Source organism: Streptomyces sp. NPDC041784 (assembly GCF_055591025.1).
Genome location: NZ_JBVJAB010000008.1, coordinates 352,460 through 367,916, shown reverse-complemented (window position 1 = coordinate 367,916; position 15,457 = coordinate 352,460). Strand labels below are relative to the sequence as shown.

Here is a 15,457-nt window from a genome sequence, read left to right as displayed (position 1 = left end):
GACCGAACCCCGGGTCCCTCCGGAGGTTCGAGCTTGCCCTCGGGGGTGAGAGCGATTGCCGGCCCATGGCGTTGCCACACTCTAGCGCGTATTGCCGGTAGGTGTTCGACAATGCCGACCGATGGACGGGAGTCTTGCTCCGGGGTTACGTGTGCGTCAAGAGTCCGGTTATCGAAAGCGCGATCGTTATTGATCGCTGTGGGCTATCGGTCTTCCGGTGACCTTCGGATGGTGAGCGCCACTCTCACCGTAAATGTTCCATTGTGGGGCGTTTTGAGGGTATGGCGAACACCGGAACGCCGTACGGCCTTCCGGTGTGCTCTGACGTGATTCCCAGATGTTCCCGTACGCGCTTCTCAGGCGTTTCCGTACGTGTCTCTCAGACGTTCCCGTACGGGTCTCTCGGGCGTTCCCGGAGCCCTCGGCCCGTCAGAAGCGCCCGGCGCCCAGGTCCCGCGACACCGCGCGGGCGCAGTCCCGCACCGCCGCGATCAGCTCGGGGCGCAGCTCGCCGTCCCGGGCCAGCCGCTCGACGGCGCCGGTGATGCCGACCGCGCCGACCGGCATCCGCCGCCGGTCGTGGATGGGTGCGGCGATGGACGCCACGCCCTCCCAGGTCTCCTCCACGTCCGCCGCGTACCCACGCGCGCGCGTGAGGTCGAGGAGGTGCTCGAAATCCTCCAGCTCGCACACCGTGCGGTCCGTGAAGGCCTTGCGGTCGGCCTCCAGCGCCTCGCTGTGCGCGACCGGGTCGTAGGCGGAGAGGACCTTGCCCAGGGCCGTGGAGTGCAGCGGCTGCATGGCCCCGATCTCCAGGACCTGCCGGCTGTCGTCGGGCCGGAACACGTGGTGCACGATCAGCACGCCCTGCTGGTGCAGCACCCCCAGATGGACGCTCTCCCCGCTGGAGCGGGCCAGGTCGTCCGTCCACACCAGGGCCCGCGCGCGCAGCTCGTGCACGTCGAGATAGGTGGTGCCCAGGCGCAGCAGCTCGGCGCCCAGCTGGTAGCGCCCGGACGGCTCGTCCTGCTCGACGAAGCCCTCCAGCTGGAGGGTGCGCAGGATGCCATGCGCGGTGCCCTTGGCCAGGCCCAGCGACGAGGCGATGTCCGACAGGCCCAGCCGCCGCTCGCCGCCCGCGAGCAGCCGCAGCATCGCGGCCGCCCGTTCGACCGACTGGATGTTCCGTGCCATCGCCGTCCTGCCTCCGTCCCCTTCGACCGTCCACGACGGATGTCAATAAACGTCGTTCGGCAATGTCGAACACTACCGGTCCATGTCGACCTCTCGCCAATGGTCGGTCGACACCTGTTACGCCTCTCGTCTCCCGGGAGGAACCCGGGAGAGACCTGCTCGTGTCCCGCCGGTGGCCGGGCGACATCCATGTCCGTCCCCTGGACGCCCTGACCATACGGCCCCCGACCCGGCTACCCTGACGGCGTGCGCACTCCTCGGGAAGCCGTTCCGCCCGCATCCTGAGGTGACGCAAAGCCGACAGCCGTCGCATTCGAGGGAGCCCATCCATGGCCTCTGTGCCGCCGACCCCTTCCGCCGACAGCCGGACCCGTGTGTCCGCGCTACGAGAGGCCCTGGCCACCCGAGTGGTGGTGGCCGACGGAGCCATGGGCACCATGCTCCAGGCCCAGGACCCCACGCTCGAGGACTTCCAGAACCTCGAGGGCTGCAACGAGATCCTCAACGTCACCCGGCCCGACATCGTCCGCTCCGTGCACGAGGAGTACTTCGCCGCGGGCGTGGACTGCGTCGAGACCAACACCTTCGGCGCGAACTTCGCCGCGATGGCCGAGTACGACATCCCCGAGCGGGTGTACGAGCTGTCCGAGGCCGGTGCCCGTATCGCCCGCGAGACCGCCGACGCCTTCGCGGCCCGCGACGGCCGCGGCCGCTGGGTCCTCGGTTCCATCGGCCCCGGCACCAAGCTGCCCACCCTGGGCCACGTCGCCTACGGCACCCTGCGCGACGCCTACCAGCAGAACGCCGAGGGCCTCATCGCCGGCGGCGCCGACGCGCTGATCGTCGAGACCACCCAGGACCTGCTCCAGACCAAGGCCGCCGTGCTCGGCGCCCACCGCGCCCGCGACGCCGCCGGTCTGGACGTGCCGCTGATCGTCTCCGTGACCGTCGAGACCACCGGCACCATGCTGCTGGGCTCCGAGATCGGCGCCGCCCTGACGGCCCTGGAGCCGCTCGGCATCGACATGATCGGTATGAACTGCGCCACCGGCCCCGCCGAGATGAGCGAGCACCTACGCTACCTGGCCCGCAACGCCCGCATCCCGCTCGCCTGTATGCCGAACGCGGGCCTGCCGGTGCTCGGCAAGGACGGCGCCAGCTACCCGCTGTCCGCGCCGGAGCTGGCCGACGCCCAGGAGAACTTCGTCCGCGACTACGGACTGTCCCTGGTCGGCGGCTGCTGCGGCACCACCCCCGAGCACCTGCGCCAGGTCGTCGAGCGGGTCCGCGACCTCACCCCGGCCGAGCGCAGCCCCCGCCCGGAGCCGGGCGCCGCCTCCCTCTACCAGACGGTCCCCTTCCGCCAGGACACCTCGTACCTCGCGATCGGTGAGCGCACCAACGCCAACGGCTCCAAGAAGTTCCGCGAGGCCATGCTGGACGGCCGCTGGGACGACTGCGTCGAGATGGCCCGCGACCAGATCCGCGAGGGCGCGCACCTGCTCGACCTCTGCGTGGACTACGTCGGCCGCGACGGCGTCGCCGACATGGAGGAACTGGCCGGCCGCTTCGCCACCGCCTCCACCCTGCCGATCGTCCTCGACTCCACCGAGGTCGAGGTCATCCGGGCGGGCCTGGAGAAGCTCGGCGGCCGCGCGGTGATCAACTCCGTGAACTACGAGGACGGCGACGGCCCCGAGTCCCGCTTCGCCAAGGTCACCCGGCTGGCCCAGGAGCACGGCGCCGCCCTGATCGCCCTCACCATCGACGAGGAGGGCCAGGCCCGCACCCCCGAGAAGAAGGTCGAGATCGCCGAACGGCTGATCGACGACCTCACCGGGAACTGGGGCATCCGCGAGGAGGACATCCTCATCGACACCCTGACCTTCACCATCTGCACCGGTCAGGAGGAGTCCCGGGGCGACGGCGTCGCCACCATCGAGGCCATCCGCGAGCTCAAGCGCCGCCACCCCGACGTCCAGACCACCCTGGGCCTGTCGAACATCTCCTTCGGTCTCAACCCCGCCGCCCGCATCCTGCTGAACTCCGTCTTCCTCGACGAGTGCGTCAAGGCGGGCCTGGACTCCGCGATCGTCCACGCCTCGAAGATCCTGCCGATCGCCCGCTTCAGCGAGGAGGAGGTCCAGACCGCCCTCGACCTCATCCACGACCGCCGCGCCGAGGGCTACGACCCCCTCCAGAAGCTCATGCAGCTCTTCGAGGGCGCCACCGCCAAGTCCCTCAAGGCCGGCAAGGCCGAGGAACTGGCCGCCCTGCCGCTGGAGGAGCGCCTCAAGCGCCGCATCATCGACGGCGAGCGCAACGGCCTGGAGGCCGACCTCGACCAGGCCCTCGAGACCCGGCCGGCCCTCGACATCGTCAACGAGACCCTCCTGGACGGCATGAAGGTCGTCGGCGAGCTGTTCGGCTCCGGCCAGATGCAGCTGCCGTTCGTCCTGCAGTCCGCCGAGGTCATGAAGACCGCCGTCGCCCACCTCGAACCGCACATGGAGAAGTCCGACGCCGAGGGCAAGGGCACCATCGTCCTGGCGACCGTGCGCGGCGACGTCCACGACATCGGCAAGAACCTCGTCGACATCATCCTGTCCAACAACGGCTACAACGTCGTCAACCTCGGCATCAAGCAGCCGGTCTCCGCGATCCTCGACGCCGCCGAGGAGCACCGCGCCGACGTCATCGGCATGTCGGGGCTCCTGGTCAAGTCCACGGTGATCATGAAGGAGAACCTGGAGGAGCTGAACCAGCGCGGCCTCGCCGCCGACTACCCGGTGATCCTCGGCGGCGCCGCCCTCACCCGCGCCTACGTCGAGCAGGACCTGCACGAGATCTACGAGGGCGAGGTCCGCTACGCCCGCGACGCCTTCGAGGGCCTGCGCCTGATGGACGCCCTCATCGGCGTCAAGCGGGGCGTGCCCGGCGCCAAGCTGCCCGAGCTGAAGCAGCGCCGGGTCCGGGCGAGCGCCGCCGCCGTGGAGGTCGAGGAGCACCCGGAGGAGGGCCACGTCCGCTCCGACGTCGCCATCGACAACCCCCTCCCCGAGCCCCCCTTCTGGGGCACCCGCGTCATCAAGGGCATCCAGCTCAAGGAGTACGCCACCTGGCTGGACGAGGGCGCGCTGTTCAAGGGCCAGTGGGGCCTGAAGCAGGCCCGCACCGGCGACGGACCGACGTACGAGGAACTCGTCGAGACCGAGGGCCGCCCGCGCCTGCGCGGCCTGCTGGACAAGCTCCAGACCGAGAACCTCCTGGAAGCCGCCGTGGTCTACGGCTACTTCCCGTGCGTGTCCAAGGACGACGACCTGATCCTGCTGGACGAGCACGGCAACGAACGCACCCGCTTCACCTTCCCGCGCCAGCGCCGCGGCCGCCGGCTCTGCCTCGCGGACTTCTTCCGCCCGCAGGAGTCGGGCGAGACCGATGTCGTCGGCCTCCAGGTCGTCACCGTCGGCTCCCGCATCGGCGAGGAGACCGCGAAGCTCTTCGCCTCCGACTCCTACCGCGACTACCTCGAGCTGCACGGCCTGTCCGTGCAGCTCGCGGAGGCGCTCGCCGAGTACTGGCACGCGCGCGTGCGCTCCGAACTCGGCTTCGCCGGCGAGGACCCCGCCGAGATCGAGGACATGTTCGCCCTGAAGTACCGCGGTGCCCGCTTCTCCCTCGGCTACGGCGCCTGCCCCGACCTGGAGGACCGCGCCAAGATCGCCGAGCTGCTCCAGCCCGAGCGGATCGGCGTCCACCTGTCCGAGGAGTTCCAGCTGCACCCCGAGCAGTCCACGGACGCCATCGTGATCCACCACCCCGAGGCGAAGTACTTCAACGCACGGTGACCGTGCGGTGCGGCGTGTCTCACTCGGCACACTGATCCGATAAGTCGTACACTGGTCGGTCCACAGCAGGCCGGTTCCCCCGCGGGAACCGGCCTGCTCGTCCCTCACAGGAGGTACGTGGATGACCAGCACGGTTCCCGCGCCAGTAACCCGCACGGCCGAGGGCTCGGCCCTCCAGGCCGTGCTCCTCGACATGGACGGCACCCTCGTCGACACCGAGGGCTTCTGGTGGGACGTCGAGGTGGAGATCTTCGCCGGACTCGGCCACTCCCTCGACGACTCCTGGCGCCATGTCGTGGTCGGCGGTCCGATGAGCCGCAGCGCCGGGTTCCTGATCGAGGCCACCGGGGCCGACATCACCCTCGCCGAACTGTCCGTCCTGCTCAACGAGGGCTTCGAGGACCGCATCACCCGCGCCTTGCCCCTGATGCCGGGAGCCGCCCGGCTGCTCGCCGAGCTGGCCGAGTACGAGGTGCCCACGGCCCTCGTCTCCGCCTCGCACCGGCGCATCATCGACCGGGTTCTCGCCTCGCTCGGCCCCCAGTACTTCGCCCTGACGGTGGCCGGGGACGAGGTCGTGCGCACCAAGCCGTACCCCGACCCGTACCTGTTCGCGGCCGCCGGACTGGGCGTGGACCCGGCCCGGTGCGCCGTCGTCGAGGACACCGCCACCGGGGTCGCCGCGGCGGAGGCGGCGGGCTGCCATGTCGTCGCGGTGCCCTCCGTGGCCCCGATCCCGGCGGGCGCCCGGCGCACCGTCGTGCCCTCGCTCGAAGCGGTCGACCTGGCATTTCTCCGCGGCCTCATGCCGCTCCGATGATCACGCCCGCGATCATTGGTGATCGGCCGATGACGGAAATGCGATAGGCGTTCACCCAGCGTGCGCCGCCGTTAGCAAGTGAATTCGGCGGATGTGCGCACGGTGGAATTCCGATCTTCGGTAACGGTTCAATCTCGGACGCGCGTAGATTGTTGACGGTGTGACGTTCCCCACGTCAGGCGGGGTCGACAGGGGGTCGGGCCTGTGCGCGGACGCCCCGTTCCCGGCGTTCAGGCGCGCCCTTGTGTCCCGATTGATGGACAGCTGCGCGGATCGTTCCGCTGACGGTTTTTCAATGCGTTCGCATACGGTTTCGCTGCGTGATGGCTTTTCAACTCCGGTGGCGGCGAACCCTCGTGTCGGTCCGGACTAATCTCTTCGCGGAACATCACCCCTATGCCCGTGATCCGCCGCGACAACCTTGCATGCTGGGTACACGGACCGACAGCTCTGGAGAAACTCGAGCATGAACCGCAAGACTTTGGTGCTGCCGGCCGTGGTGGGTCTGCTCGCGCCCGTGCTCGCCGCCTGCGGCGGGGCCGACAGCGGCAGCGGCGGCGGCGACGCCATCGTCGTGGGCACCACCGACCGGTTCACCGCCACCAAGGACGCCCCCGCGCCGCTCGACCCCGCCTACTCCTACGACGTCGGCACCTGGAACATCCTGCGCCAGACCGTGCAGACCCTGATGATCCAGCCCAAGGGCGAGGGCGAGCCCGTCCCCGAGGCGGCCCAGTCCTGCGGTTTCACCGACAGCGGCAACGAGCGCTACGCCTGCAAGCTCCGCGACGGCCTGAAGTTCTCCAACGGCGACGCGATCACCGCCGAGGACGTCAAGTTCTCCATCGACCGCGCCCTGGCCATCAAGGCCGACTCCGGCGTCTTCGCCCTGCTGTCCACGATCGACACCGTCGAGACGCAGGGTGACAACGAAGTCATCTTCCACCTCAAGACCGCCGACGCCACCTTCCCGTTCAAGCTGTCGACCCCGGTCGCCGGCATCGTCAACCCCGACGACTACGAGAAGGACAAGCTGCGCGAGGGCTTCTCGGTCGACGGCTCCGGGCCCTACACCCTCAAGGCCGACACCGACGGCGACGAGATGACCAAGGCCGTGCTCACCAAGAACCCCAACTACAAGGGGACGCTCGAGGTGAAGAACGACGAGGTCGACATGGTGTCCTACGAGGACGCCGACGACATGGGCACCGCCCTCGAAAAGGGCGACATCGACCTGATGACCCGCACCATGTCGCCGGAGCAGATCCAGAAGCTCTCCGACGCCGCGGCCGACAGCGACATCGACCTGGTGGAGATCGGCGGCCTCGAGATCCGCTACCTCGCCTTCAACACCAAGGCCACCGAGGTGAAGTCGAAGGCCGTGCGCCAGGCGATGGCCCAGGTCATCGACCGCGACCACCTGGTCTCCGAGGTCTACGGCTCCCAGGCCGAGTCGCTCTACTCGCTGGTCCCGGCCTCCCTCACGGGCCACTCCAACTCGTTCTTCAACACCTACGGCGACCCGAGCGTCGCCAAGGCGAAGGCCCTGCTGACCGAGGCGGACATCACCACGCCGGTCAAGCTGACGCTGAACTACACGACCGACCACTACGGTCCGGCCACCAAGAAGGAGTTCGAGCTGCTCCAGAAGCAGCTGAACGACAGCGGCCTGTTCGACGTCAGCGTCAAGGGCACCGCCTGGGAGAGCTTCGTCCCGGCAGAGCGCAAGGGCCAGTACGCCGTCTACGGCATGGGCTGGTTCCCCGACTTCCCGGACGCCGACAACTTCGTCGCGCCGTTCCTCGACAAGGACAACTTCCTCAAGTCCCCCTACGCCAACAGCGACATCATCAACAACCTGATCCCGCAGTCCCGCCGCGAGGCCGACCGCCTCAGCGCCGGCAAGAGCCTGACCGAGATCCAGGACATCGTCGCCGACGACGTCCCGGTGCTGCCGCTGTGGCAGGGCAAGCAGTACGTGGCCGCCAGCACCGACATCACGGGCACGGCCTACGCGCTGAACTCCTCCGCGACCCTTCAGCTGTGGGAACTCGGCCGCGGCGTGAGCAACTGAATCGCACTTATCGTCTGGTGATACGTTTTTCGCGGCCAGGGCCCGGGACGGTGGCCCCGGTATGACGGGATCCGACGACAAAGGTACTTCGTGAACATGCGTAACCAGTGGCCAGTCCTGCCTATCGTGGCGGGGCTGGCCTCCGGCCTGTTGACCGGCTGCGGCACCCAGACCGGGGGCTCGGGCGGCGACGGCTCCGCCGTGGTGCTCGGAATGTCGGACGACATCCTCGCCACGGATCCGGCCTCCGGCTACGATCCCGGATCCTGGATGTTGTTCAACAACGTCTTCCAGTCGCTGCTGAGCTTCCCCAAGGGCGGCACCGAACCCGAGCCCGACGCGGCCCAGGAGTGCTCCTTCACGGACACCGCGACCAAGGTGTACCAGTGCACGCTCAAGGACGGACTGAAGTTCAGCAACGGTGACGCGCTCACCTCGAAGGACGTCAAGTTCTCCTTCGACCGCATGCTGAAGATCAACGACGACTCCGGCCCCGCGATCATGTTCCCCATGCTGGACAAGGTCGAGACACCGGACGACAGCACCGTCGTCTTCCGGCTGAAGGTCCCGGACGCCACCTTCCCCAGCAAGATCGCCTCCGGCGCCGGCTCCATCGTCGACAGCAAGGAGTACGACGCCGACGGCCTGCGCGAGGACGGCGGCGCCGTCGGCTCCGGCCCCTACAAGCTGGAGTCCTTCGGCGACGACGAGGCCGTGTTCACCGTCAACGAGCACTACAAGGGCTCCGCCGACGAGGCTCAGAACGACGGCGTCACCGTCAAGTTCTTCGGCGGCGACCAGAAGGCCCTCAAGCAGGCCCTCCTCGACAACGAGATCGACATCGCCTACCGCGGCCTCACCGCCGGCGACATCGCCGACATCGACAAGAGCACCGACACGGCGGTCGAGGCCGTCGAGGGCAGCAGCGCCGAGGTCCAGCACCTCGTCTTCAACATGGACGACCCCGTCGCCGGAAAGCTCGGCGTCCGCCAGGCCATCGCCTACCTGGTCGACCGCGAGGCCCTCATCAAGAACGTCTACGAGGGCACGGCCGACCCGCTCTACTCGATCATCCCGGCCGGGATCGCGGGCCACAACACCGCCTTCTTCGACCGCTACGGCGCCCGCCCCTCCCAGGCCAAGGCCGCCGCCGCGCTCAAGGACGAGGGCATCAGCGGCAAGGTCGACCTCACCCTCTGGTCCACCCCGTCCCGCTACGGCCCGGCCACCGACCAGGAACTCGAGGCCATCGCCGACCAGCTCAACGCCAGCGGCCTGTTCGACGCCAAGGTCAAGTCCGTCGCCTTCGACCAGTACGAGAAGGACATCGCCGACGGCAAGTACGGCGTGTACGTGAAGGGCTGGGTGCCGGACTTCCCCGACGCCGACAACTTCACCGCGCCCTTCTTCGGCAAGGGCAACGTGCTGGACAACAACTACACCAACAGCAAGATCACCGGCTCCCTCATCCCGCGCACCGCGGCCCAGAGCGACCGCTCCTCCACCGACGCGGACTACGCCGAACTCCAGGACACCGTCGCCGAGGAACTGCCCCTGCTGCCCCTCTGGCAGGCCAAGCAGTACGCGGTCGTCGGCGAGAACGTCTACGGCCTGGAGAACTGCCTGGACGCCTCGACGGTGTTCCGCTTCTGGGAACTCAGCAAGGGCTGACCCAGACCCGCGAACCCGGCCCGGGCCCCGGCCCCGGCCGAGCCCGAACGCCGCAGGGCGCCCCTTCACGAGGAAGGGGCGCCCTGCGCCGTTCCAGCACGCGCCACCGCACGCCGAGGCCACGCGCCAAGACACGCGTCACTGCGCGCCGGGGCGCACCAGACCGCTCTCGTACGCGTACACCGCGGCCTGCACCCGGTCACGCAGCCCCAGCTTGGTCAGCACATGCCCCACATGCGTCTTGACGGTGGTCTCACTGACGAACAGATCGGCGGCGATCTCCGCGTTCGACAACCCCCGCGCCACCAGCTTCAGCACCTCCACCTCACGGTCGGTGAGCGTGTGCAGGGTGTTCGGCACCGGCTCGTCGCCCGACGGCAGATGCGTCGCGTACTTGTCCAGCAGCCGGCGCGTGATGCTCGGCGCCAGCATGGCCTCGCCGGACGCCACCACCCGGATCGCCTGCACCAGTTCGTTCGCCGGCGCGTCCTTCAGCAGGAAGCCACTCGCCCCGGCCCGCAGCGCCTCCACCACGTACTCGTCGAGATCGAAGGTGGTCAGCACCAGCACCTTCGCCGGTCCGTCCCGCCCCGGCCCGGAGATCTGCCGGGTCGCCTCGACCCCGTCCATCCGGGGCATACGGATGTCCATGAGCACCACATCGGGCTGAAGCGCCCGCACCTGGTCGAGAGCCTGCAGGCCGTCTCCGGCCTCACCGACGACCGCGATGTCCTGCTCGGCCTCCAGAATCATCCGGAAGCCCGTGCGCAGCAGCGGCTGGTCGTCGACCAGTAGGACGCGGATGGCCACGTAAGTCTCCTTCGCTAGTCCGGCCCCATTCTGCCCTGCGTACCGGCCTCCGACTCCGCCGCCCTCACCGCCAGCGGATACGGCGGGGGAGTACCGCCGAACTCCGGACAGTGCGCCTGATGATCACACCAACCGCACAGCTTCGTCCGCCGCGGCCGCCAGTCCCCGGTCTCCGTCGCCTCCCGGATCGCCTCCCACAGCGCGAGCAGCCTGCGCTCGACCCGCTCAAGATCGGCCGGATCGGGGTCGTACGTCAGGACGTCACCGCTGCCGAGATAGACGAGCTGGAGCCGGCGCGGGATCACCTGCTTCAGCCGCCACACCACCAGGGCGTAGAACTTCATCTGGAACAGCGCACCGTCGGCGTACTCCGCCCGGGGCGCCTTGCCCGTCTTGTAGTCGACGATCCGCACCTCACCGGTGGGCGCCACGTCGACCCGGTCGATGATCCCGCGCAGCCGCAGCCCCGACTCCAGCTCCGTCTCCACGAACAGCTCCCGCTCGGCGGGCTCCAGCCGCGTCGGATCCTCCAGCGTGAACCAGCGCTCGACCAGCTGCTCCGCCTCCGCCAGCCAGCCTGCCAGCCGCTCGCCCTCCGGATCGTCGGCGAACAGCTCCACCACCTCCGGCCGCGTCTCCCGCAGCCGGTCCCACTGGACGGGGATCAGCGACTTGGCCCGGGGCGCGGTGCGCTCGGCGGCCGGGGCGTCGAAGAGACGCTCCAGGACCGCGTGCACCAGCGTGCCCTTGGTCGCCGCGGGGCTCGGCTTCTCCGGCAGCCGGTCGATGACCCGGAACCGGTACAGCAGCGGGCACTGCATGAAGTCGCCCGCCCGCGACGGTGAGAGCGACGTGGGCGCTATGGCCACGGGCGTCCTGGCCTCCGGCACGGACACCTGCTCCGCCACCGGCTCCGGCACCTGCCCCACCACGGGCTCCGGCACCTGTCCGGCCACCACACCGCCCTCGTCGCCCGCCCCGGCGACGCCCTCGCTGCTGCTCTCCATGCTCCAGACCATACGGCCCGCCACTGACAGTCACCCAGTCCCGGCCGGGCATGGGCACGACGACCCGGGAAACACAGGGGGTGCCGGGGCGGAACGTGTCCCGACGGCCGCATACCATCGGTCACAGACCCTTCCGCCCGGCAGGAGCGGGAGACGCTTCGAACGAGGGGACATCGTGGTGGAAAGCGGCGGGAGCGGGCGGCCGCGGCCGGACAGCGAAGAGTCGGCCGAGCACCCCGCGACACCGACACCCCCGGCCACGGCCAGCCCCGACCCCCAGCCTGCCGACGAGCACGCCCCGGCCGGGGCCACGGACGGCTCCGGGGCCGAGACGGCCACGGACGGCCACCCCGACACCGACGGGCCCACGCCCCCGGCGCAGGCCTCGGACGCCCCCGCACCGGCGCCGTCCGACGAGCCCGGTGGTACGGGTCGGACGCCCACGCCGACGCCCGAGACACCGTCCACGCCTGAGACACCGTCCACGCCCGAGACACCGTCCACGCCCGAGCTGTCCTGCACCGCCCCCGCGACCCCCGGCACCGACGAGCCCCCGGCCGCGCCCCCCGGACCCGCCACCGACCACACCCGCGCCCACGCCGACACCCACGACGAGCACGGCGCCTCCGGCGGCGCTCCTTCCGGCGGCGGCCAGGGCGGCGACGGCCCCTCCCTCACCAAGGGCCGCCCGCCCCAGCGCCCCCCGGAGCAGCCCCGCGGCGGCCTGCTGATGGGACGGCCCTTCGGCGTCCCCGTCTACGTCGCGCCCAGCTGGTTCCTCGTCGCCGCGCTCATCACCTGGGTCTTCGGCGGCCAGCTGGACCGCGTGCTGCCCGAACTGGGCGCCGCCCGCTACCTGGTCTCCCTCTTCTTCGCCGTCGCCTTCTACGCCTCCGTACTCATCCACGAACTCGCCCACACCATCGCCGCCCTCCGCTTCAAACTCCCGGTCCGCCGCATCCAGCTCCAGTTCTTCGGCGGCGTCTCCGAGATCGAGAAGGAGGCCGAGACCCCGGGCCGCGAGTTCTGGCTGGCCTTCGTCGGCCCCCTGCTCTCCCTCGTGCTCGCCGGCGTCTTCTACGTCGCCATGCAGCCCGTCGAGCCCGGCACCGTCCCCGGCGTCCTGCTGGCCGGCCTGATGATCTCCAACCTCATCGTGGCGATCTTCAACCTCCTGCCCGGCCTCCCCCTCGACGGCGGCCGCATGCTCCGCGCCGTCGTCTGGAAGATCACCGGCAAGCCCATGAGCGGCACCATCGCCGCCGCCTGGGTCGGCCGCGCCCTCGCGGTCTCCGTGCTGATCGGCCTGCCGCTGCTCACCCAGTCCGGCGCCCTCGGCTCCAGCGCCGAGGACAGCGTCGGCATGGACACCGTCACCGACGCCCTGCTCGCCGCCATCCTCGCCGCGATCATCTGGACCGGCGCCGGCAACAGCCTGCGCATGGCCCGCCTGCGCGAGCACCTCCCCGAACTGCGCGCCCGCACCCTGACCCGCCGCGCGGTCCCCGTCGAGACCGACACCCCGCTCTCCGAGGCCCTGCGCCGCGCCAACGACGCCGGAGCCCGCGCCCTCGTCGTCGTCGACGCCCACGGCGAACCGCTCTCTCTGGTCCGCGAGGCCGCCATCGTCGGCGTCCCCGAACACCGCCGCCCCTGGGTCGCCGTCAGCGGCCTCGCCCAGGACCTCACCGACGGCATGCGCGTCTCCGCCGAACTCGCCGGCGAAGACCTCCTCGACGTCCTGCGCGCCACCCCCGCCACCGAGTACCTGGTCGTCGAGGAGACCGGCGAGATCTACGGCGTCCTGTCCGCCGCCGACGTCGAGCGCGCCTTCGTCAAGGCCATGGCCCGCCCCAACTGAGCACCGCCCTCCCGCAACGGTGGTCGGCGGCCCCGCCAAACGCCGGTAGGCTGTTCACATGTCCGAACCGACCGGTGCCGCCCGCAGGCGCGGGCCCTTCAAGGTCGGGGACCAGGTTCAGCTGACCGACCCCAAGGGCCGCCACTACACGTTCACACTCGAGGCCGGGAAGAACTTCCACACCCACAAGGGTTCCTTCCCGCACGACGAACTGATCGGTGCTCCCGAGGGCAGCGTTGTCCGCACCACCGGGAACGTCGCCTACCTCGCGCTGCGCCCCCTGCTCCCCGACTACGTCCTGTCCATGCCCCGCGGGGCAGCCGTCGTCTACCCGAAGGACGCGGGACAGATCCTCGCCTTCGCCGACATCTTCCCCGGCGCGCGCGTCGTCGAAGCCGGCGTCGGCTCCGGCTCGCTCAGCAGCTTCCTGCTGCGCGCCATCGGCGACGAGGGCATGCTGCACTCCTACGAGCGCCGCGAGGACTTCGCCGAGATCGCCCAGCAGAACGTGGAGCGCTACTTCGGCGGCCCGCACCCCGCCTGGCAGCTCACCGTCGGCGACCTCCAGGACAACCTGTCCGACACCGACGTGGACCGCGTCATCCTCGACATGCTCGCCCCCTGGGAGTGCCTGGAGGCCGTGTCCAAGGCGCTCGTCCCCGGCGGCATCCTCTGCTGCTACGTCGCGACCACCACCCAGCTCGCCCGGACCGTCGAGTCCATCCGCGAGATCGGCTGCTTCAACGAGCCGACCGCCTGGGAGACGATGATCCGCAACTGGCACATCGAGGGCCTGGCCGTCCGCCCGGACCACCGCATGATCGGCCACACCGGCTTCCTCCTCACCGCCCGCCGCCTCGCGGACGGCGTCGAGCCGCCCATGCGTCGCCGCCGCCCCGCCAAGGGCGCCTACGGCGACGACTACGCCGGCCCCAACGCCGACGGCGGCAGCGGCCGCTGACCACGGGCCCGTACCCCTCAACGACAGGGCGCCGTGGCCGAGTTCCCGCAACACCCGGGAACTCGGCCACGGCGCCCTCGTGTTGGAGCCGACCCCCGGACCACGCCTCGACGTCCGATATCCCGCACCCCGCCGTTCCGCCTCCCTGTGACGTATGGCACGATGCTGGCCACCCCGCCCCCACCGGCACAGCCACCCCAGGAGACGCTCCTAGTGCAGCAGTCCGCCGTACCGGAACTGGCCCACACCCACACCCGGCCGATCCACTGGGTCGCCACCGCCACCGCCGTGGCCGGCGTCGTGGTCCTCTCCTCGCTCCTCCAGCCGAGAGCGGCGACGGCCGCACAGCCCGCCACCCCGGGCCCCCGGCCGGTGACCACCACCGCCCCCGCCACCACGGGAATCGACTTCCCGATCGAGTGCGGCCCGGTCAAGGAACTGGTCATGCGGAAGGCGAGCGGCGACCTGGACGGCGACGGCACACCCGAAACGGTCGCCGCGGTCCACTGCGACGCCCCCATGGGCACCCCGCCCGACGCCGTGTACGTGCTCACCCAGAGTGCCGGAAGCACCCACGCGCGCGTGGTGGCCACCCTCGTCGACCCGAAGGAACGCACCACCGTCACGAGCCTCACCGTCACCGACGGAGCCGTCCTCGCGACACTCCTCGGCTACTCGTCGGCGGACGTGCCCAGTTGCTGCCCCGACGTCAAGGAGACCGCCAAGTGGCAGTGGAAGGACAACATGTTCGTCCGCTCGACACCCGCCGGTGCCCACAGCGTCTGATTCAGGCCACACCCGGTTGTGAGAAATCAGACAACCGTGACAGGCCGTACCGGCACGCTCACTCCGCGTCGGGACCGTAGACCTCGACCCTGTCCGAAACCCGACGCACGTGAATGCAGTCGCCCGGACACTCCCGGGCCGAGTCCACCACGTCCGTCAACAGCGGCAACGGCACCGGAGCCGTTGCCCCCTTGTCCTGCAGCAACTCGTCGTCCGCGCTCTTCACGTACGCCAGACCGTCGATGTCCAGCTCGAACACCTCCGGCGCGTACTGCGCACAGATGCCGTCGCCGGTACAGAGATCCTGGTCGATCCAGACCTCCAGCGCCTCGCCGCCGACTTCGGCCTCCTGCTGCACGCCCATCTCTCCTGCCGTTTAGTGCCGAGCCGCACGGGAACGATGCAGGCTCTGACGGGTGTTGAAC

11 protein-coding genes are annotated in these 15,457 nt (G+C 70.0%); 7 read left to right on the top strand and 4 right to left on the bottom strand.

The annotated features are described in order from the left end of the window. Positions 1 to 429: 429 nt before the first annotated feature. A complete protein-coding gene (locus ACZ6D7_RS20305) occupies positions 430 to 1,194 on the bottom strand; it encodes an IclR family transcriptional regulator (RefSeq protein ID WP_469492156.1) in 765 nt (254 codons plus the stop codon). Between the two features lie 329 nt (positions 1,195 to 1,523). Between ACZ6D7_RS20305 and metH the strand changes: the two genes are divergently transcribed. The 4 genes from metH (at position 1,524) to ACZ6D7_RS20285 (ending at position 9,607) form a co-directional block, all read left to right on the top strand. Then, the gene (gene metH, locus ACZ6D7_RS20300; RefSeq protein ID WP_469492155.1) at positions 1,524 to 5,042 is read left to right on the top strand and encodes a methionine synthase; all 3,519 of its coding nucleotides are present in this window, start codon (positions 1,524 to 1,526) and stop codon (positions 5,040 to 5,042) included. A 121-nt stretch (positions 5,043 to 5,163) separates the two neighbouring features. Then, positions 5,164 to 5,862, top strand: a complete 699-nt coding sequence (locus tag ACZ6D7_RS20295) for an HAD family hydrolase (RefSeq protein WP_469492153.1) — start codon at positions 5,164 to 5,166, stop codon at positions 5,860 to 5,862. A gap of 466 nt (positions 5,863 to 6,328) precedes the next feature. Further along, positions 6,329 to 7,936 (top strand): ABC transporter substrate-binding protein, encoded by a 1,608-nt coding sequence (locus ACZ6D7_RS20290; protein ID WP_469492151.1) that lies wholly within the window; start codon positions 6,329 to 6,331, stop codon positions 7,934 to 7,936. Between the two features lie 90 nt (positions 7,937 to 8,026). Further along, entirely contained in the window at positions 8,027 to 9,607 is a 1,581-nt protein-coding gene (locus tag ACZ6D7_RS20285) for an ABC transporter substrate-binding protein (RefSeq protein WP_469492149.1), read from the top strand. A 138-nt stretch (positions 9,608 to 9,745) separates the two neighbouring features. Here ACZ6D7_RS20285 and ACZ6D7_RS20280 read toward each other — a convergent pair whose 3' ends face one another. Both ACZ6D7_RS20280 and ACZ6D7_RS20275 read right to left on the bottom strand, forming a co-directional pair. After that, positions 9,746 to 10,417 (bottom strand): response regulator, encoded by a 672-nt coding sequence (locus ACZ6D7_RS20280; protein WP_030795478.1) that lies wholly within the window; start codon positions 10,415 to 10,417, stop codon positions 9,746 to 9,748. 14 nt (positions 10,418 to 10,431) lie between these two features. Continuing rightward, entirely contained in the window at positions 10,432 to 11,424 is a 993-nt protein-coding gene (locus ACZ6D7_RS20275; protein WP_469492147.1) for a RecB family exonuclease, read from the bottom strand. Between the two features lie 175 nt (positions 11,425 to 11,599). On the opposite strand from ACZ6D7_RS20275, the gene ACZ6D7_RS20270 reads away from it, so the two are divergent. The 3 genes from ACZ6D7_RS20270 to ACZ6D7_RS20260 all read left to right on the top strand — a co-directional run bounded on the left by ACZ6D7_RS20270 (position 11,600) and on the right by ACZ6D7_RS20260 (position 15,032). Continuing rightward, positions 11,600 to 13,285: a site-2 protease family protein gene (locus ACZ6D7_RS20270; RefSeq protein WP_469492145.1), complete on the top strand. Its 1,686-nt coding sequence runs from the start codon at positions 11,600 to 11,602 to the stop codon at positions 13,283 to 13,285. 58 nt (positions 13,286 to 13,343) lie between these two features. Continuing rightward, positions 13,344 to 14,246 (top strand): tRNA (adenine-N1)-methyltransferase, encoded by a 903-nt coding sequence (locus ACZ6D7_RS20265; protein WP_469492142.1) that lies wholly within the window; start codon positions 13,344 to 13,346, stop codon positions 14,244 to 14,246. A 213-nt stretch (positions 14,247 to 14,459) separates the two neighbouring features. After that, a complete protein-coding gene (locus tag ACZ6D7_RS20260) occupies positions 14,460 to 15,032 on the top strand; it encodes a hypothetical protein (RefSeq protein ID WP_469492140.1) in 573 nt (190 codons plus the stop codon). A 58-nt stretch (positions 15,033 to 15,090) separates the two neighbouring features. Here the strand turns inward: ACZ6D7_RS20260 and ACZ6D7_RS20255 are convergent, their stop codons facing one another. Further along, a complete protein-coding gene (locus tag ACZ6D7_RS20255; protein WP_469492138.1) occupies positions 15,091 to 15,396 on the bottom strand; it encodes a ferredoxin in 306 nt (101 codons plus the stop codon). Positions 15,397 to 15,457 lie beyond the last annotated feature (61 nt).